We start from the raw sequence: 19683 nt of genomic DNA, 5'->3' as shown, positions 1-19683 counted from the left end.
GCAGCTCGTTGCCTAGTACTAAAAGCAAACTGAAAGTCTAGATTAAATTATCAGACAATTTAATTTATCTGATAATTATTATAGCACTCGATTTTTTTCTTGTAAAGTAAAAAATGCACTATTAAGAAAATTGTTGGAAAAATTCCGAACATTGACAGCAATCTATTGGGTTGGATACCAAGATGTGATATAATCAGTCAAAATGAGCAATTACTTAGGAGGAAATCATGGTTTCAACAGCAACAAGACTAGGCGGATTTTCGTTTGACAACTGCTTGATGAATGCGGCAGGGGTTTGGTGTATGACTAAGGAGGAATTGGAAGCCGTCAAGAATTCTGCGGCGGGGACCTTTGTGACCAAAACAGCAACCTTGGACTACCGAGCTGGCAATCCAGAACCGCGTTATCAGAATGTGCCACTTGGTTCTATTAACTCAATGGGCTTGCCAAATCAGGGCTTGGCTTACTATTTGGATTATCTACTAGAATTACAGGAAACTGAACCAAATAGAACCTTCGTTTTGTCCTTGGTAGGCATGTCGCCTGATGAAACACATGAGATTTTGAGAAGGGTGGAAGCTAGTGCCTTTAATGGATTAATTGAGCTAAATTTATCCTGTCCAAATGTACCAGGTAAGCCGCAGATTGCCTATGATTTCGAAACGACAGAAACCATCTTGCATGAGGTATTTAGCTACTTCACCAAGCCTCTGGGTATCAAGTTGCCGCCTTACTTTGATATTGTTCACTTTGATCAGGCTGCAGCTATCTTCAATCAATTCCCACTCAAGTTTGTCAATTGTGTCAACTCTATTGGGAATGGCTTATATATTGAAGATGAGCAGGTGGTTATCAAGCCTAAAAATGGTTTTGGTGGCATCGGGGGTGAATATATCAAACCGACTGCCTTGGCCAATGTCCATGCCTTTTATCAGCGTTTGAAACCAGAAATTCAGATTATCGGAACAGGTGGCGTTTTGACGGGACGTGATGCCTTCGAACATATCCTTTGTGGCGCCAGCATGGTCCAAATCGGTACAACTCTTCAAAAGGAAGGGCTAGCTGCCTTTGAGCGTATCACTGAGGAATTGCAGGCTATCATGACAGAGAAGGGCTATGAGAAAATCGAAGATTTTCGTGGGAAGTTGCGCTATATGGACTAATAAGAATGGGAGGCTGGGCTCAAGCCTAGCAGCACTTTTCAGAGTTCGTGTCAACACCTCAGCGCAGTGGTTGATTGGCAGATTTGTTCGTATTTTACACTCCAAATCTGACCTAATCAACTGTGCGGGGGTGGGAAGACGAACTCTTTTTTAACTAGTCGAGTTCTTTCCCACTCCCTTTTCTATAGATTTTTGAGGGCGAAAGGCGTATAATAAATGTAAAGATATGGAGGTGATTGGATGTCACGGTCTAGAACCTATAGCCGTTCTAAGAGGGTATCTTCAGCAAGAAGTCAAAAGCAGTTGATAGGAATTGCTTGCCTAGCCTTGTTTTTGTTGGCTCTTATTGTACTCTTGGAGTTGTTGGCACCGAGCGCGGTAAGTCAATTACAAGACGAAGCTAGTCAGACTAGTCAAACAGGTCAGAGAGAGAATGAGGTAAGGACCGCTCGTATTATGGCCCACGGTGATTTGCTCTATCATTTGCCTATTCTTCGTGGGGCAGAGCAAGTAGATGGGAGCTATGATTTTTCTGAGAACTTTACCTATGTCAAGCCTTGGATTGAGCAGGCTGATTTTGCCATAGCAGATTTTGAGGGGACTATTTCTCCAGATATGGATCTGGCGGGTTATCCGCTCTTCAATGCTCCCAGTATCGTGGTTAGTAACATCCGTGATGCAGGATATGATTTGGTCGATTTGGCCCACAATCATATCTTGGACTCCCATCTGTCTGGCCTGGTTTCCACGGTCCATACATTCAGAGAAGCTGGTGTGGATACAGTCGGTGTCTATGCCGAAGGCAATCGCTCAACTGCGCCGCTCTATATCCGAGAGGTCAATGGTATCCGTATAGCTGTTTTGGCCTATGCCTATGGCTTCAACGGCTTGGAAGTCTTACTTAGTCAGGAAGAATATGATGGCTACCTATCAGATTTTAATCTTGAAAAGATGCAGGCTGAGATTGAACGAGCAGAAAAAGAGGCGGATATTACTATTGTCATGCCTCAGACGGGTGTGGAATATCAGTTGGAACCAACGGAGGAGCAGACCAGTATCTACCATCAAATGATTGATTGGGGAGCTGACATTGTTTTGGGAGGTCATCCCCATGTGGTAGAGCCGGCAGAAATTCTTGAGAAAGATGGTCAGAGAAAATTGATTATCTATTCTATGGGGAATTTTCTATCCAATCAGCGTATCGAAAGTATGGAAGATACTCCAAATGCCCAGTGGACAGAAAGAGGTGTCTTGATGGATCTTACTATTCAGAAAGAGAATGGGCAAACAAGTATTCAAACGGCTCAAGCCCATCCGACCTGGGTCAATCGTTGGTCTAAGGGGACTTACTCGTCAGAAGGCTATGAGCAATTTGCTTATCAGACCTATATTCTGCAAGATTGGATAGCAGGTGGACAGTATTATGGACAGCTGGACCCATATACCCAGGCGCGTGTGGATCTAGCCTATCAAGAAATGAAGGATTTTGTAAATCTGAATTGGTAAGGAGTGACCTATGACAGTTCGATTAGTAGCAACAGATATGGATGGGACTTTCTTAGATGGTCAGGGAAGTTTTGACAGGGAACGTTTTGCATGGATTTTGGATAAGCTAGAGGAGAAAGGCATCCCATTTGTCATCGCCAGTGGCAATGGAATAGGTAGATTACTTCAACTCTTTAAAGGATTTGAAGAACGTTTGATTTTTGTAGCAGATAATGGTTCCCATGTCTATCAAGCTGGCAAAACCATCATTCGGCGAAGCATTCAGCAGGAAGAAATCAGAGCAGTTTTAGACTATTTCAAAGGCCGTTGGGCAGAGGTCTGCCTGATGTTGTCGACGGAGAAGGACATTTATATGCAGGCCGGTGCAGGCATGCCTTTTGAAGGTACAGGTTTACCGATTGACCCTGCACAAATGGCAGCTTTTCAAAGTCGGGTAAAATACCTAGATGACCTCAGTGCCTATCCAACCTTTGAACCTATTTATAGGCTTGGTCTTTGGGTTCCTGAAGCGCAGGTAGATAAGATAACGGAAGAGTTTAATCAGGCTTTTCACGGTCAGTTGGTGGCTGTAACCAGTGGTTATGGTTCCGTTGACATTCTACCGCAGGGTATTCATAAGGCATGGGGCTTGGAACAGGTTTTGACGAATTTAGCAATCACGCCAGATCAAGTCCTGGCCTTTGGGGATTCGGATAATGATATCGAATTGTTGGCCTATGTTGGCTATTCCTATGCTATGGAAAATGCGACAGACAAGGTCAAGGCAGTTGCCAAATACATAGCCCCTAGCCATTTGGAAGCAGGTGTGTTACAGGTGCTTGAGGAACTTGTTTTATAGGTATATAAAAAAACTAGCATTCTCTGGATGGAGAATGCTAGCTTTTTTAATTTCCAACACTGGTGAACTTGGTCATACCATAGCGGAAGAGCTTATAATTGATGGAAAATAGGACCACTACAACCAGTGGTAGAGCCAGGCCCCACATGGACAAGTCTAGGAAGTAGAGAGCAGGGAAGTAGGCGGTAAAGGCGTAGGGGAAAACAAATATCAGCAGGATTTGAATGAGTTTTGGATAGATGTTGAGAGGATACTGAGCCATTTGATTGAGGGAGAAAATCCCCATGGTCAGAGGGAAAGACTCTACAATCCAAAAAGCTAGAGCAGTTGGACCAAGTTGAATAACGGCATAGAGTAGGCCGATACAAATGGCCACAAAGATTAGTAACATCAGTTTTCCCAAGCTCCACTCTAAGCCTAGTTCACTGGAAGCTTGTACAAGAGCGATAGAGCCGATAAGTGTGGTTCCGATTCCTTGAGGTTGAATTCGTTCACAGATGAGCTGAAAAAGAGGATTGACAGGCATGAGGAGGAGGCGTTCAAATTCGCCTTGTCGGATGTAGCGACTGCCAAACATCCAGAGATTGTCAAAGAATATCAGGTGAATGGAGCGTCCGACGGTCGCTATTCCATAGATAAAAAGCATTTGACCGTAGTTAAAACCAGCGATTTCCTTGATATTTCCAAAGAGAATATTGAGGAAAATCAGGTAGACAATTTGTTCAATCAAAGAGGAGAAAAGCCCGATGAAGAAGTCCACCCGAAAGGACATCTGGGCCATCATGTAGACCTTGATGTTATATAGATAGAGGCTGATATATTTCTTCATGTTAACCTCCAAAAATGACAATACGACGCTTGGCCTGAGACCAAAGAGCAGCGATGAAGCAGGCTAGAATGGGTATCCATATAACTTGCAATCCCAAAGCAGTTAGATCGCTTTCCTGTCCCAATAAAATGGAAACTGGAACGTTAACTGCATAATTATAGGGAAGGAGTTTCAAAAAGTTTTCCACAGCCTGTGGATAGAAGCTGAGTGGCAATAGTGCCCCCGAGGCTAGATTGAAGAGCCCCATTCGGAGCAACATCACTCCCCAAGCATTGACCGTAAAAAATGCTAAGAAGCCAAAAGCCATATCCAGTAATTGAACGATAAACATCCCTAGGATGGAGCTGACTAGAAAGAGCAAAATAGTTTTTCCATCAGGTAGATAAAAATCCTGATGAACAAGCAAGATACCGATAAATACGATAGCAAATTTTATCAGTTCCAAGAGCTTATTTCCAAGGTCTTTGAAAAAGAGGGCTAGGATAAAGGAATAGGGTCTGAGAAATTCCCCCGCAATGCTCCCTTTCAAAATGCTATAGGACAAATCTTCACCAAGTGAGAAAGAATTCAAACTGGCTAGTAGATTGGCAAAGATGATGTAGGTGGTAAAGGTTTGTAGGGTAAAGCCATTGACTTCTGATTGAGTGAAGAAAATGGTTTTCCAGACATAGAGAGCTACCAAAATCTTCACTGCCAGTGAAACGAAGGTAGCCAGAAAGAAAGCCTTATACTGCATAGCATTCATCATGGTCAGGCGGGTCATGTAGAGATATTTACGCATGGATACCCTCCTCATAAATTTGGCGGACCATGGTTTCAATTTCCAATTCCTTCATGGTAACATCTTCAATGGCATAATGATTGAAGACTTGTTCAATCACCTGGGCACTGGTCCATACCTTGCTTTGATAATGGATTTCAAAGTGGAAGTCATCCAACTGCTCAAACTCCCAGCCATCCACTTGCAAGGCTTTTTCAATTGGTTTTTCTGTTGAGAAGAGAATGGTCTTGACTGTGGAAAAGCGTTCTTTGAGGACGGTCAGAGAACCATCGTAGACTTTCTTGCCCTTATCAATGATAAAAATCCGCTCACAGAGGCTTTCGATGTCCTTCATATCATGGGAAGTAATCAAAAAGGTGGTCTGGTATTCTTGATTCATATAGCGGATGAAGGAGCGAATGATCTCCTTGACGCTGGCATCCAAGCCGATGGTTGGTTCGTCCAAAAAAACAACGGCAGGCTGGTGGATAAAGATAGCCGCAAATTCACAGCGAACCCGTTGGCCGAGTGACAGATTACGGATTGGTTGCTTCATAATATCAGCCAAGTCCAATAGATCAATCAAGACAGCCAATCGCTCTTTGAATACCTTATCTGGAACATCATAAATTTTTGCGTGAAGGATAAAAGATTCCTGGACAGGCAAGTTCCAATCCAGATGGGATTTTTGCCCAAAGAGAACGCCGATTTGCTTGTTGACAGCTTTGCGGTTTTCTTGCGGATTGAGTCCATTGATGCGGACGGAACCCTGGTCTGGATAGAGAACACCTGTCAGCATTTTGATGGTGGTCGACTTACCGGAACCATTGGAGCCGATATAGCCGATAATTTCTCCTTTTCTCACCTGTAAGGAAATGTCTTGAACAGCAGGAATGGCCTTTTTCTTGGGCTTGAAAAAGGCCTTGATAGAGCCTTTGAGTCCCACTTCCTTATCGATAATAGAATAGGTTTTTGATAGATGTTCTGCCTGAATCATTTCATTCATCTCCTTTTAAGAAAACGTTTGCACGATATAGCTATTATACCATATTTCTTAAGTTGTGAAGGCAGAAAATAATGTTTACGGTAACATTTTGATTAGAAAATCCGTCATGAATTGAGGTGATTCTTGCTTCCCATTTTTTATCCATACCTGCATGATACCGAAGAAGGCATGTGAAAAATAAATACTCCGGTATTCTTTTTCCTTTTCTGATAATGGTTCTTTGAAATATTCTTTCAAATCCCTTGCAATCAATATGCGGACCTTATGGATTAGAAATTGTTGAATTTCCTGTGTACCATGATGACTGAGCAAGGCAGAAAGGAGTTGTTCTCGATAGAGTAATTGAAAAATTTCTAAAAAAACTTGTGTTCTATTCTGCCCATGACGATCAAAAATGTATTCGAATTGATGAAATAAATCTTTTTGATAGGCCTCAATCAATTCATATTTATCCTTATAATGTGTATAAAAACTAGAACGGCTGATGCCGGCTTGACTTGCCAGGTGTGTGGTTGTAATTTCGTTAAAAGGTTGCGATTCAAGACAAGTAATCATGGCTTCTAAAATTGCCTGACGTGTCCGTTCTTTTCGATTATCTGTTCCCATAATTTCTCCTTTTGAACGTTTTTAGACATAGTGTCTAAAAACGGTTCTTCTAACTTGATTTTGAAAATGATACTTGTATAATGTATTTTATCAGTTTTTGGACAACATGTCTAAAGGAGTTGCTTATGTTACAAAAAGTAAAGAATATTTTCAAAAAACCAATGACTTTGGTTACCATTATTGGTGTTGCCTGTGTCCCAGCCTTATATAACATTAGTTTCCTAACTTCTATGTGGGACCCTTACGGTCGACTAGACCAGCTGCCTGTAGCAGTTGTCAATCAAGACCAGTCGGCGAGCTTTCAAGCTAAAACCCTCACCATTGGTGATGATATGGTGGATAATATGAAAGAGAGCCAAAGTCTGGATTTCCACTTTGTATCAGAAAAGGATGCGGAAAGAGGTTTGGAAGAAGGGGACTACTATATGGTCATCACCCTACCAGAAGATTTATCAGAAAAAGCATCCAGTCTCTTGACGAATCAGCCTGAACCACTAACGATTTCCTATCAAACATCTAAAGGTCACAGCTTTGTTGCTTCTAAGATGGGCGAATCAGCTATGGAGAAATTAAAGACATCTGTTTCAGAGACAATTACTGAAACCTACACGACAGCCGTTTTTGATAGTATGAGAGAAATTCAAAACGGCATGGTTGAGGCAGCAGATGGAAGCCAACAATTAACAAATGGTGCCAGTCAATTGGAATCAGGCAGTCAAACACTCTCAAATGGACTGACTACTTTAACGACTTCGGGTCAAGCACTCGTGACAGGAGCAAATCAATTGGCCACCGGTCTCGTATCTTATACAGATGGAGTCAATCAGGCTGCGATAGGCAGTCAAACACTGTCCAGTGGCTTAACGACCTACACAAATGGGGTGGCAAGTCTTGCTTCAGGTGCGGAGCAATTAAATGCCAATTCCTCTCAGCTCATCGCTGGAGTGGGACAATTGCAATCAGGAGCCAGTCAGGTTGAACAACTGGTAACAGGGGCCAATCAATTGCAGGCAGGCTTGGAGCAACTCGCTAGTTCAACCAGTTTGTCTGCTGAACAGTCTAGTCAGATACAAGCACTCTTGACTGGACTTCCTCAGTTGCAGGCGGCCATTAGCCAATTAAACGATAGCTTATCCAGTATCGGAGGATTTGCAGTCGATACCTCTACTCTATCTAGCCTCTTGACGGAGATGGGGGCTCAGGCTCAAGGATTGTTGACAGCAGTCCAAGCTGATAAAACAGCCAGCATCGAAGCCTTACAAGCAACGGCTACCTATCAAAACTTGACAGCTGATCAGCAAGCTGAATTGGTTGGCGCCCTCCAAAATTCACCTTCGGCAACAGCGACAGTAGCCCAAACGATTTTGGATCAATTGTCTCAACTCAGTCAAGCCCTATCAAGCTTACAAAGTCTTTCTGGCATGGCAACACAAATGAGCCAGTTACAATCAGCTGTCGGTCAGATCAACGCGGCTGCCAATCAAGCATTGCCAGGTGCAACAATAGCCATTGAAAATCTATCAAGTGGCTTGAATCAGGTCAACACCGCCTTGAACCAGCAAGTTCTACCAGGAACTCAAACCTTGACGAGTGGTGTGAGTCAACTTCAAATGCAACTGTCAGGCGGAGCGAGTCAACTCATGTCTGGAGTAACAGCCTATACCGCTGGTGTTGCCCAATTAGCAGCAGGTGGAGCCCAGTTGGTTGCGAATAATAGTAGTATTCAATCAGGAGGTGGCCAGTTAACATCAGGATTGGCAACCTTAGCATCCAACTCCAGTCAACTTGTCAGCGGTTCAGGACAACTGGCTTCTGGTAGTCAGCAATTAATTGCTGGTGCGGATCAATTAGCTAGTGGCGGGAAAACCTTGACAAGTGCTATTACTAGCCTCCGCACAGGTAGTGAAACCCTAACGAATTCACTCAGCTCAGCCAGTCAACAACTATCAGTCGTCTCTGTAGAAGACAAAAATGCACAAGCAGTTTCTCAACCAGTCACCTTGGAACACAGTGACCAAGATGATGTGAAGACCAACGGTGTTGGAATGGCTCCTTACATGGTATCTGTTGCCCTAATGGTTGCAGCCTTATCTGCGAATGTTATTTTTGTCAAACACATTGATAATCGTTCCTACAAAAATCGTTGGGATTGGGCTAAAGGAAAACTCTTGCTCAATGGTATTATTGCCAGTCTAGCAGCAGTGATTCTGTACGGTGTTCTTCGCTTGATTGGAATCGAACCGGCTCATCCAATGGCAACCTTGGGATTAATCCTTTTAGCTTCTTGGACCTTCATGGCCCTCGTTACAGCCCTGGTGGGTTGGAACAATCGTTTCGGATCCTTCGCAAGTTTAATTATCTTGTTACTACAGCTTGGATCAAGCGCAGGTACCTATCCAATTGAACTCAGTCCACGCTTCTTCCAAGTCATTCAGCCTTATCTTCCAATGACGTATTCTGTTTCAGGCCTTCGTCAAACCATTTCTATGGTTGGAAATAGTAGTCATCAAGTTTGGATACTGAGCCTCTTCTTAGTAGGCTTTATGGGACTAGGTCTCTTGATTTATAATCAAAAAGATGAATAAGAATAAAACCAACTGCTCTAGGTGAACAGTTGGTTTTCTTAATTTATTTTGATTCTTCGAAAGCTATGGTTGCATTGACGGCATCAATGGTTAGGCTATTCTTACTGTTTTTGTTTTCCAGGGTCAAACTTTGTTTCCGGTCTTCTTTTTTGACAGAAAGTTTTTCATAGACTCCGCTAGTGTGAATACCCATGGTTTCAAATTGCTTTTCGAGATGGGTCAGGTCCCCCATCATTTCTTCTAGCTCTTTTTCATTTTCTGCGTAGTAGCCTTGATTTTGAGCTAGTGCCATTAGATCAAACTGCGTGCTAATATTGAGATTGATGTCTTGTAGGCTTTGCTCTGTCAAGTCAAGTATGGTATGAGTGGATGAACCGACCTTAGCAGGGGTGAAGCTATTATTTCCTTTTAGACTGATTTGGATAGTCTTCAATTCGTAGTAATTCGTAATCTTGACATTTTCAAGATTGGTTTCAGAAAGGCGACCGCCATTATCTGCAGAAATGTCAAGATTTTTCAGACTAGAGTTGGTGACATGAAAGGATCGGCTATATAGCTTGCCGCTGTCGATCTGGCTATTGGTGAGATCGACATTACCTTCTAGATTGATTTCTTTGATATGAACATTCTCTATGCTGAAGATACTACCGTAATAGAAATCTATGCTATGACCTTCCAATTTATTCAAGGTCTTTCCTTTTGGAATTTCAATGGTAACGGTGTTGACATCAATACCTCGTTGGGCTAAGAGTTCCCCAAAAAATTGCATAATTCCTTCGATTTTAAGCTCTCGTCTTTGAGAGGTAAGTGTTAATGTCCCATCTTTTTCGGATAGACTTAGTGGGCTCTGCATATTGTTGTCAGAATTAGCATAGGTCACATGGTAGTTGCTATCACTAGATTCTTTGATGTAGACGCTATGAGGGATAAAGTCAACTTTAATGCTATTCAGGTCGGTGTAAGTTTGGTGAATTTTCTTGGGAGCAGCTACATCTACCAAACCAGTAATGCCTCCTGTAAAAAATCCAATTCCAGCTAGAACTAAGCCAACAATCAGACTGACAAAGCCGATAATAAGGGCCAGGGTTAGTTTCTTTTTCATGCTCGTTTACCTCGTTTCAAGATCCATTTGAAGCAAGCCTTGACCAAGCGCCAAGACCAGTAGGCAAAAAATCCAGTCAAGATGTAGATGAGAATAGCTCCACCAATCAATGAAAGTCCTGAGCCAAAGCCCATGAGGAAGATGTTAAATCCTTCTGACAGGAGGGTGAAACCTTCCCAGATCAGATAGGCACCGCTAATCAGGAGTAGCACGCCTAAAGCAAAGGCACCGATAATGAGGGCTACGATAAGCGCCGTTAAACCCAATAGGCTAGCTAGTAGAATAAGCAGGAGAGGAATGGCGATTGGTAGGGAAATAATAGCAAGGATGGCTAACCAGAGTGTTCGCTTGGTCTGGCTAAAATTGCGGAAGTAGCGACCGAGGAAAAAGGCTCCAAGGATAAGGGTCACAAACAATGGAATAAATCCGATAAATTCTCCCATGATAAAGAGCAGGAAGAAGGAAAATAATCCCATCATACTCAAGGCTCCCAGTCCAGCCCAGTGCTTCCAAGTTAGCTGGAGCGGTTCTTTTCTTTCTTTATCCTCTTGAATTTGCTTATTGAGAATATTGTTAATCAGTTCGCTGGCAGCTTCTTTTGGTGAGCCTAGTTCTTCGATAATGTCTGCTTCCCGTTCTGGACCAGCCTCGTCAAAGTATTCATTAAAGAAGTTAATGGCTTCAAAGTATTCCTTGTGGGGTAGTTTTTTCAGGTGTTTTTCCAACTGCTCCATGTACTCAGTTCTTGTCATGGCGGACGCTCCCTTCTATAATACCGTTGATGGTTGCTGTGTAGGTGTCCCAATCATCTTTGAGCCGAACCAGTTCTTCATGGCCCAGCTGGGTCAGGCTGTAATACTTGCGCATGCGGCCTTGGTATTCTTGGGAGTAGGTGGTCAAAAAGTCATTCTGCTCTAGCTTTTTCAGGATGGGATAGAGGGCTGACTCCTTGATATTGGCAATCAGTTTGATGGTCTGACAGATTTCGTATCCGTAGGAATCATCGGATTCCAAAATAGCCATAATAAGAAATTCTGTCAGCACTGCGGGGACTGGAAAATGCATAGGACACTCCTTTCCTTGATAGTTGGGGGATTAGGTTTAGATTTGGTATATATTTGTTATTTGTTATATATCAAATCTTTCTATATATAAAATATACACCTAAACAAATATTTTGTCAAGAATATTTGTGCAAAAATTGTCAAAAAAATGAGGCTGGGACAAAAGTCCTGACCTCATTTGTTTTTTCAATAGTTAAACTTGACGCAGTGGTTGAGTGGGCTCTAATTAGCTGATTTTATCAGCTTTTACAGCCCTACTCAACTGTGCGGGGGTGGGACGACAAAATCGAACCCTGCGGGTTACCGATTTTTGTCCCACTCCCAAGTATTCATATTAGTCAACGTAAAGTTTTGATTTATCGCTCAACCAGCTATAGAGAAGACCGATCAAGAGACCACCACCAACGTAGTTTCCAAGACCTGAGAAGAGGAAGTTGCTCAATACGCTCAAGAGGTTCATCCCTTCAACTGGTCCGCCATTTGCAAAGAAGGCAAGTGAGAAGGTAGAGAAGTTTGCGATCACGTGCTCAAAGCCAAGGAAGGCGAAGATAAAGATGATGAAAATCAATGAGATAACACGACCTGCATCGTCTTTCATACGCATAGTGACAAACACTGCAATATTCACAACGATGTTAGCAAAGATACCTTCTACAAACTGTGTCAATGGGGTCTTAGCCAATTTAGCAACGGTTGCTTCTAACAAGTAGCTATGTGGATCGATATGTTGGTATGGTAAGGTCAAAGACAAGAGGTAGCAGACGATAACCGCACCGACAAAGTTGAAGAAAATACATGTTGCCAATATTTTCAAAGCAGTCTTAGTTGGGATAACCTTGCGGTGAATGGCAGAAGTCATATACATCATGTTTGAAGTACCAAGCTCAGCATTCATATACAAAATCATGACCAAGCACCAGCCAAACATTAGTGCGTAGCTGAATTTTCCTAAGCCATCAACAATATGATTGAGCTTGTCAGCCGTATAAACAGAGATAGCCAGTCCGATTGCTAGATAGACACTAGCCATGATTGCACGAATAGCATAGGCAAAGTAGTTGCTTTCGATCAAGTCGGCTTTTTTCTTGATACTCTTGTCGATATTATAAATCAGCGAATCTTGTTGTGCTGCCATAATAATCCCCTTTTTATTTTAACGTATTTGATAATGTTCTCACAATAAGAGAGTATAACAGAAAATGATTGAAAATGTAAGTGTTTTTTGGTAAAAAACTCAAGTAACCGTTATCAATTAGTGCTGGTCATGGTCGACCTATTTCATTCTCCTGAAAAGAGTGTGTCAGTTGCTCTCTCTAAAAAAGATTTTCCATCTGTCGAAAGGTGTCTGCTCTGCTATTTTCCAAAAAACTATGCTACAATAAGGTTAGAAAAATCAGAAATGGGGCTAGTATATGTCAGATGTTATTGCTTTTGGTTATGGTCGTGAGCGTGCAGAGATGCAACTCAAACGACTCAACCGTCATGGAATTATAGCAGGTGCTACGGGTACGGGTAAGACAGTGACCTTGAAGGTCTTGGCGGAGCAGTTGAGTGACGCGGGTATTCCTGTCTTTCTATCAGACATCAAGGGTGATTTGAATAGCTTGGTTGCGGCTAATACCAAGGAAATTGATCCAAGTCGTTTGGAGAAAACCCACTATCCTGACTATAGTCCAGTTGGCTATCCTGTGGAATTGTGGGATGTTTTGGGTGAAAATGGAACCCCTGTACGCATGACCATTTCAGAGCTGGGACCGGTCTTGTTGACACGCCTTTTGGGCTTGAATGACACTCAAGAATCTATACTGAATATCGTATTTAGTGTAGCAGATGAGCGTGGTCTGCTCTTGATTGACCTCATGGACCTGCGGGCTATGCTCAATTTTGTGGCTGAAAATGCGGCAGAGCTGAGCCAGTATTATGGAAATATTCCAGCTCGTTCGGTCGGTGCCATCTTGCGTAGTCTGGTTGTTTTGGAGCAACAAGGTGGTAAGATATTCTTCGGTGAGCCAAGCCTTGATATTGCTGACTTGATGCGTACGGAGGATGGCCGTGGGGTTATCAACGTTCTCCAAGCTACTCAGCTATTTAATCAGCCGACATTGTATTCAACGGTTCTTCTCAGCCTTTTGTCTGAGCTTTATGAAGTCCTACCTGAGGTGGGCGATTTGGACAAGCCTAAGATGGTCTTCTTTTTTGATGAGGCTCATGTTCTCTTCAAAGACGCACCAAAAGTTCTCCTTGAAAAGATTGAGCTAATTGTCCGTTTGATTCGTTCAAAAGGTGTAGGGGTTTTCTTTGTCACCCAGAATCCGACGGATATTCCTGATAGCATCGCAGCCCAGTTGGGTAATCGTATCCAGCATGGTCTTCGTGCCTTCACACCAAAAGAGCTCAAGACAGTTGCGACTGTTGCCGAAACCTTCCGCCAAGAAGGCAGTGAGGACTTGGCCAAGGTCATTCAGGAGTTGCAAGTAGGTGAAGCAGTAGTGTCCACCTTGCAAGCCGACGGAACACCTAGCTTTGCGGACCGGGTGACTGTTTATCCTCCAAAAAGTATGCTAGGAACCGTGGAGCCAAGTGCCCTCTTGTCAGTTATCAATAATTCTCCTTTGATGGAAAAATATGCTGACGCGGTTAACCGTGAATCAGCCCACGAGCAGATTTTGGCCATGACGGAGGCCAAAGAAGCCGAACTCATCCAAAAAGCAGAGCAGGCCGAGGCGGAAAAACAGGCAGAAAAAGAAGCTAAGGCAGCCGCAAAAATGGAAGAGAAAGCCCAGAAAGAAGCAGCTAAAGCTGCACAAAAAACTAGTCAGCCAGCCGGTCGCAAAACAGATTCCATGATGGATCGCTTTACCAAGAACCTGATGAGTCAGGTCGGACGGGAAGTTGGGCGCGTGGTGACTCGTGGTATTATGGGCATGCTAAAAGGAAAGTAAGATGATGAACTGGGAAGGCAACTTCTCAGTTTTTTTGGTCAAGATACTTGTAGGATTGGTAGAAATTGGTTAAGATAGTGGATATGCATCACTAATTAGTAAGGAATAGAGAGATGATTGATAAGAGTAGAATGATCTTGAAGGATTATCAGCCCCAACCTTTGGGACAAAAAAGCGAGTACGCTGTCTTGTTGCCATTAGTATGGTCAGACAATCAGTGGCAGGTCCTTTATCAAGTCCGTAGTGAAGGAATTTCCCAGCCAGGAGAGGTATCTTTTCCAGGGGGTAGGGTTGAGGTTGGTGAAAGTGCTAAGGAAGCAGCAGTGCGTGAAGCAGTAGAAGAGCTGAATATAAAGCCTGAGCAGGTGGAATTACTGGGAGAGATTGATTACTTGGTCTTTGCCCAGTCAACCATTCGTTGTTATGTTGGTCGTTTACATCTGGATTGGCAGGCCCTCCAACCCAATGAAGAAGTAGCCCGCTTGTTCATCGTTCCGTTAGACTATCTACTGCAAACAAGTCCGGTATATTATGATTTGACCTCTAAAGTCCTGCCAGATTGCGATTTTCCCTTTGACCGCTTACGAGGGGGTGTTGATTATCCCTTTAGTCACCATCAACGGTCTGTACCCTTTTACGAAGGTCTTCCAGAAAATATCTGGGGCATGACAGCCCAATTTACCCATCGTTTTGTGGAGATTATGAACGATCGTCTATGAGGATGATTTTTATCTAAAAATGTAGACATGAAGGCTTGATAAAAGCAAAAAAAGCACTTGAAACCAATGATTTCGAGTGCTTTTTCAATTCAATTATTTTACTTCAGTAAAGATTAAGTATTGTCTATTTTAGCTGTTAGAAACGTTTATATATCAACGTTTTTGTAATGTTCCTTAGCAAAAGGTAGAGTGAATGGTAGAGTAGTTATTGCGTTAGTTCAGCAATCTTATCAAGATAAATACCCACAGCTTCTAACATTCGTTGAGGTGCTAATTCAGCGTAAGTATCCATTGTTATCCTAGTTGATTAAAAAAATCTCTGATTTCCTCATCTTTTATAAAATAATATATAATTTTCCCCTCTCTTCTAGTATCCAAGATGTTTTGATTGGCTAGTTTACGAAGATGGTGGGAGGCAGATGCCATACTGAGATTTAGTAAACAGGCTATATCGCAGACACAGAGTTCTTCGACGGCAAGGAGATAAAAGATGATATTTATCTGTTTATTATCGGTAAATTTTGATAAAATACGAAGTGATTTTTGGACTTTTTCCTTTTCAAGGTAGTTCGTTGCGGTTGTAACATTTTGTTGATTAATAACATCCACTTGACAGATACTATCTTTTTTCATAATTTTTTCTCCTAGCCTAACACAGTCCATAGCATGTCAAAGCTGTTGTTTTCAATCAGGATATACATCCCCAATCCTAAATAGACAACGGCAATAAACCATCTGCTATATTTTTCCAAAGTTTCTCCAACAGAAGGGACTTGTGCCAATTTTTGGGCAGAAAAAACCAAGAGATAAATCATGACTAGAAAAGTAAGTAAAGTCACTATCAAATTCGCTAAATTTAAGGTGGTAAAATATGGGACAAAGACACCAATATTGTCAGCGCCACAACTTGCAAAAGTAATCATAGCGACTAGAAAAATCAGGTTTTTATTGTCTTTTCGCAAACCATCTTTTGCAATAGCTTCTCCATCAGAATCTCCTAAAAGCAAAACTTTGAGGCCTAGGAAAATTGGAATCAAACCGAGTAAACCTAAAATCTCTTTACTAGGAATATAATTTAAGACAAATGCAAAAAGCAAACTTAGCAATATTAGACTAACAGAGCCTAGAAATTGTCCTAAATAGATGTTAATGATGTCTTTTCTGCTTTTTCTTTTGGCAAAAAATAACATTAGGATAATAAGTAAGTCTACGGCTGTCCCAGAATACAGGATTATTGAAGTAACAACATTTTGAATCATTAAACACCTCATTCAAATATATTTTTGAATGAATTTTAACATTAAACTTTGTAGATGTCAACTTCAGCTCCACCAAAATATAGATAAGAAGTTAGCATACCAAATATAAAAAAGCCCTGCCATCGAAATGATAGTAGGGCTTAACTTCAATATCAAATGATATATTCATCTAAAAAGGTAGAGTTCTTATTGATTTATACTGCAATGTAGTGAAATTCAAAAAATCAAAAATCGCTTTAAATCAATATTTTGACGTCTATTGACGTGTACTGAAACCCTTACTTAACCTCAGTAAAAATCACGTGCTTACGCAATTTTGGTGAGTATTTTTTCAATTGAAGACGGTCTGGAGTGTTACGTTTGTTTTTTGAAGTAAGGTACAAACGCTCACCAGATTCTTTGTGTTCAAGTGTAATATTTACGCGCATGGTATCTCCCTTCTATTATTCAGCTGAAGCAGCCTTAGCGATTTTACGTCCTTTGTAGTATCCTTTCAAAGATACACGGTGAGAACGTGAGTAATCTCCAGTAGTTTCATCAAATTTCACAGTTGGAGCTGCTACTTTATAGTGAGTACGACGTTTGTTTTTCTTCGCTTTTGAAGTGCGACGTGCAGGTACTGCCATTTCTTTCTTCCTCCGTTAAATATAAGGGACAAGCCCTTTTTCAATCTAAAATAGTGCGTATGACTTTCGTCAACTTTAATAGTATAACAAAAGTTTTTTGTAAAGTAAAGTTACTTGACAGATTTTTTTAAAAATTTTTGCCTCAAATGCTTCTAGCGAGCAGAATTTACCTAACTTTGCTAAAATAGTCAAAAAAATGCAAAAAATACTTGACGGCATATATATATATATATATATATATAATGGTTGTAGGACAAGTTCCGATAATTCAAATACGAAGGAGAACTGTATGAAAACAGTTGGGAAGTTTTTCGCGAAAAAATTGGCTAGCCTTTTGGTCTTATTGCTGGTTTTAGGTCTAGGTATCTTTTGGCTTAGAAATAGTATTTTTGCCTGGTTCCAAGGGACCCACAAGGTTCAGTATGAATTTGTTATCAAGAAGTTTGAAGCGGAAAGCAAGCTGGTTGTGGCAGGAGCTGAGGTAGCAACCACTGCCCCTCAGACCTTTGAAAATAATAAATTAAAGGAATGGCCAGACTGGACAGAGCCCCTTACCAAGCTCTTTGTTGGGCGGGAAATGTCTGTAGACATTCCTGTGCAGACGGAGTTCAAGCTGGTCTTGGAAGGAATTGAGCAGTCAGATGTTCACATTCAAAACAACACCTTGACATTCAAGCAGCCTGTCCTTGTCGAAGTTGATTCTCAGCAGCATGGTCAAATCAAAATCAGCAATAATAGCAATGGTCTTGTCGATAAGGCGGTGGATGTATTTACTGCAGGGCAAAAGGCTCAGGAATTTTTAAATGATAAATCCCAAGAAGCCATATACAAGACAAGTGAGGATGTCTTGAATGATGCAGAACGTAAGGAAAAAGTCGCGGCTTTTGCAGAAACGGCTTTAGAAAACCTCCTCAATCTGAACTCCGAAGAAAAACTTGAGGTTGAGATAGAAGTGAGCGACTTGAATTTCCAGATTGTGGATAAGAAATAACTTTTTAAAACAAGGAGGCTGGGCTCAAGCCCAGCACCGCTTCTCAAAGTTAGTGTCAACATCTCAGCGCAGTGGTTGATTGGCAGATTTGTTCGTGTTTTACACTCCAAATCTGACCATTACGACTGATGCGAACAGAGTTCGCTTCATTTCCAACCTCCAACAGTCACTACTCTGACTGTTGGAGCTATGCGGGGGTGGGAGTGAAACAGTCTGGGGATAGACTGTTTCAGCTCAACAACTTAAAATTAGGGCTTGTTGACGAACTCTTCTATGAATGGTCGAGTTCTTTCCCACTCCCTTTTTGTCTGCTCTGCCATTTCCAAAAATGCCTAAAATATGATAAAATAAGGAAAAGTTCTAGAGAAATGAGAAAGCCCATGAAACTTCAAAAACCAAAAGGAACCCAGGATTTACTACCACAGGATTCTGCCAAGTGGCAGTATGTGGAAAACTTCACCCGCAGCATTTTCAAGCAGTACAATTATGCAGAAATTCGCACACCGATCTTCGAGCATTACGAGGTTATCAGTCGTTCAGTTGGCGACACCACGGATATTGTGACCAAGGAGATGTACGATTTCTATGACAAGGGGGACCGCCATATCACTCTTCGTCCAGAAGGCACGGCACCCGTTGTTCGCTCCTATGTAGAGAACAAGCTCTTTGCCCCAGAAGTGCAAAAACCTGCTAAGTTCTACTACATGGGTCCAATGTTCCGTTACGAGCGCCCACAAGCTGGTCGTCTGCGCCAGTTCCACCAGATTGGTGTTGAGTGCTTTGGCTCTAGCAACCCAGCAACAGATGTGGAAACCATTGCCATGGCTTATCACTTCTTTGAGGAGTTAGGGATTAATAACATTCGCCTCCACCTCAACAGTCTGGGCAATCCTGAGAGCCGTGCTGCCTACCGTCAGGCCTTGATTGACTACCTGACACCGCTCAAGGACCAGCTATCTAAGGACAGCCAACGCCGTTTGGAAGAAAATCCCCTGCGTGTGTTGGATTCCAAGGAAAAGGAAGACAAGGTCGCTGTGGAAAATGCACCGTCTATCCTGGACTATCTGGACGAAGAAAGTACAGCCCACTTTGAAGCGGTCAAGTCTATGTTGGACAGCCTAGGTATTGCTTACACCATTGACACCAACATGGTACGCGGTCTGGACTACTACAACCACACTATTTTTGAGTTTATGACAGAGGTTGGTGGCAATGACCTGACCATCTGTGCCGGTGGACGTTATGATGGATTGGTGACCTACTTTGGCGGACCAGAAACGCCAGCTTTTGGCTTTGGTATGGGGATTGAGCGCCTTATCCTCGTCCTTGAAAAGCAAGGCATTGACCTTCCTCTCGACACCCAGTTGGATGTCTACATCGCAGTTTTGGGTCAGGAGGCCAATGGCGGAGCGCTAGACTTGGTTCAAGCTATCCGCAAGCAAGGTTTCCGAGCAGAGCGCGACTATCTGGACCGCAAGCTCAAGGCCCAGTTTAAGTCCGCAGATGTCTTTGGAGCCAAGACCATTATCACACTTGGTGGAAGCGAGCTAGAAAGCGGACAGGTTGTGGTAAAAAATAACCAGACTAGAAGTCAAGTTGAAACAAGCCTGGAAATCTTAAAAACAGATTTCGCAAGTATTTTAGAAAAATTAGAGAAGTAGTAGCGAGGGCTGCTACTTTTTTCTGG

General features: G+C 42.3%; 20 protein-coding genes and 1 pseudogene. 9 read left to right on the top strand and 12 right to left on the bottom strand.

The features are described 5' to 3' along the window. The first annotated feature begins 227 nt into the window (after positions 1-227). The 3 genes from PW252_RS09970 (at position 228) to PW252_RS09960 (ending at position 3507) form a co-directional block, all read left to right on the top strand. Positions 228-1163 (top strand): dihydroorotate oxidase, encoded by a 936-nt coding sequence (locus PW252_RS09970; protein WP_248049472.1) that lies wholly within the window; start codon positions 228-230, stop codon positions 1161-1163. Between the two features lie 240 nt (positions 1164-1403). After that, on the top strand, positions 1404-2669 hold the full coding sequence (locus PW252_RS09965; RefSeq protein ID WP_248049474.1) for a CapA family protein: 1266 nt from the start codon (positions 1404-1406) through the stop codon (positions 2667-2669). 10 nt (positions 2670-2679) lie between these two features. Beyond that, complete coding sequence (locus tag PW252_RS09960) at positions 2680-3507, top strand: Cof-type HAD-IIB family hydrolase (RefSeq protein WP_248049475.1); 828 nt, start codon at positions 2680-2682, stop codon at positions 3505-3507. A gap of 46 nt (positions 3508-3553) precedes the next feature. On the opposite strand, the gene PW252_RS09955 is transcribed toward PW252_RS09960, so the two are convergent. The 4 genes from PW252_RS09955 to PW252_RS09940 form a co-directional block, all read right to left on the bottom strand. Next, the gene (locus PW252_RS09955) at positions 3554-4336 is read right to left on the bottom strand and encodes an ABC transporter permease (protein WP_248049476.1); all 783 of its coding nucleotides are present in this window, start codon (positions 4334-4336) and stop codon (positions 3554-3556) included. A gap of 1 nt (position 4337) precedes the next feature. After that, on the bottom strand, positions 4338-5117 hold the full coding sequence (locus tag PW252_RS09950; RefSeq protein ID WP_012774940.1) for an ABC transporter permease: 780 nt from the start codon (positions 5115-5117) through the stop codon (positions 4338-4340). Then, a complete protein-coding gene (locus tag PW252_RS09945; protein WP_248049477.1) occupies positions 5110-6093 on the bottom strand; it encodes an ABC transporter ATP-binding protein in 984 nt (327 codons plus the stop codon). The genes PW252_RS09950 and PW252_RS09945 overlap by 8 nt, the downstream gene beginning before the upstream one ends. Before the next feature lie 84 nt (positions 6094-6177). Further along, positions 6178-6708: a TetR/AcrR family transcriptional regulator gene (locus PW252_RS09940; RefSeq protein ID WP_105112879.1), complete on the bottom strand. Its 531-nt coding sequence runs from the start codon at positions 6706-6708 to the stop codon at positions 6178-6180. Between the two features lie 125 nt (positions 6709-6833). On the opposite strand from PW252_RS09940, the gene PW252_RS09935 reads away from it, so the two are divergent. Then, positions 6834-9293 carry a YhgE/Pip family protein gene (locus tag PW252_RS09935; RefSeq protein WP_248049478.1) on the top strand — a complete coding sequence of 820 codons (2460 nt, stop codon included), beginning with the start codon at positions 6834-6836 and terminating at the stop codon, positions 9291-9293. A gap of 43 nt (positions 9294-9336) precedes the next feature. On the opposite strand, the gene PW252_RS09930 is transcribed toward PW252_RS09935, so the two are convergent. The 4 genes from PW252_RS09930 to PW252_RS09915 form a co-directional block, all read right to left on the bottom strand. Then, entirely contained in the window at positions 9337-10395 is a 1059-nt protein-coding gene (locus PW252_RS09930; RefSeq protein ID WP_248049479.1) for a DUF4097 family beta strand repeat-containing protein, read from the bottom strand. Then, positions 10392-11147 (bottom strand): DUF1700 domain-containing protein, encoded by a 756-nt coding sequence (locus PW252_RS09925; RefSeq protein ID WP_248049480.1) that lies wholly within the window; start codon positions 11145-11147, stop codon positions 10392-10394. Before PW252_RS09925 ends, PW252_RS09930 begins: the two co-directional genes overlap by 4 nt. Next, positions 11134-11460: a PadR family transcriptional regulator gene (locus tag PW252_RS09920; protein WP_105114367.1), complete on the bottom strand. Its 327-nt coding sequence runs from the start codon at positions 11458-11460 to the stop codon at positions 11134-11136. Before PW252_RS09920 ends, PW252_RS09925 begins: the two co-directional genes overlap by 14 nt. A 333-nt stretch (positions 11461-11793) precedes the next feature. Further along, positions 11794-12594 (bottom strand): formate/nitrite transporter family protein, encoded by an 801-nt coding sequence (locus PW252_RS09915; RefSeq protein ID WP_248049481.1) that lies wholly within the window; start codon positions 12592-12594, stop codon positions 11794-11796. 277 nt (positions 12595-12871) lie between these two features. Between PW252_RS09915 and PW252_RS09910 the strand changes: the two genes are divergently transcribed. Together PW252_RS09910 and PW252_RS09905 are read left to right on the top strand one after the other, a co-directional pair. Beyond that, positions 12872-14401 (top strand): helicase HerA-like domain-containing protein, encoded by a 1530-nt coding sequence (locus PW252_RS09910; RefSeq protein WP_248049483.1) that lies wholly within the window; start codon positions 12872-12874, stop codon positions 14399-14401. 113 nt (positions 14402-14514) lie between these two features. Beyond that, positions 14515-15120, top strand: a complete 606-nt coding sequence (locus tag PW252_RS09905) for an NUDIX hydrolase (protein WP_248049484.1) — start codon at positions 14515-14517, stop codon at positions 15118-15120. A gap of 294 nt (positions 15121-15414) precedes the next feature. On the opposite strand, the gene cadX is transcribed toward PW252_RS09905, so the two are convergent. Both cadX and PW252_RS09895 read right to left on the bottom strand, forming a co-directional pair. Then, complete coding sequence (cadX, locus tag PW252_RS09900; protein WP_000711078.1) at positions 15415-15753, bottom strand: Cd(II)/Zn(II)-sensing metalloregulatory transcriptional regulator CadX; 339 nt, start codon at positions 15751-15753, stop codon at positions 15415-15417. 11 nt (positions 15754-15764) lie between these two features. After that, entirely contained in the window at positions 15765-16379 is a 615-nt protein-coding gene (locus PW252_RS09895; protein ID WP_105147420.1) for a CadD family cadmium resistance transporter, read from the bottom strand. Positions 16380-16407: 28 nt separating this feature from the next. Here PW252_RS09895 and PW252_RS09890 point away from each other — a divergent pair. After that, positions 16408-16589 (top strand): annotated as a pseudogene (locus PW252_RS09890) (FanG protein). 68 nt (positions 16590-16657) lie between these two features. Here the strand turns inward: PW252_RS09890 and rpmG are convergent. Then, positions 16658-16807, bottom strand: a complete 150-nt coding sequence (rpmG, locus tag PW252_RS09885) for a 50S ribosomal protein L33 (protein ID WP_002262412.1) — start codon at positions 16805-16807, stop codon at positions 16658-16660. Between the two features lie 15 nt (positions 16808-16822). After that, positions 16823-17005, bottom strand: a complete 183-nt coding sequence (rpmF, locus tag PW252_RS09880; protein WP_002937589.1) for a 50S ribosomal protein L32 — start codon at positions 17003-17005, stop codon at positions 16823-16825. A 289-nt stretch (positions 17006-17294) separates the two neighbouring features. Between rpmF and PW252_RS09875 the strand changes: the two genes are divergently transcribed. Both PW252_RS09875 and hisS read left to right on the top strand, forming a co-directional pair. After that, a complete protein-coding gene (locus tag PW252_RS09875; RefSeq protein ID WP_248049486.1) occupies positions 17295-17996 on the top strand; it encodes a hypothetical protein in 702 nt (233 codons plus the stop codon). Between the two features lie 380 nt (positions 17997-18376). Beyond that, entirely contained in the window at positions 18377-19657 is a 1281-nt protein-coding gene (hisS, locus tag PW252_RS09870) for a histidine--tRNA ligase (protein ID WP_248049488.1), read from the top strand. The last annotated feature ends 26 nt before the right edge of the window (positions 19658-19683 follow it).

The organism is Streptococcus sp. 29887 (genome assembly GCF_032595075.1).
GTDB classification, from domain to species: domain Bacteria; phylum Bacillota; class Bacilli; order Lactobacillales; family Streptococcaceae; genus Streptococcus; species Streptococcus iners.
Note: the sequence above shows the minus strand (reverse complement) of the source record. Positions and strands in the feature narration are given on the sequence as shown.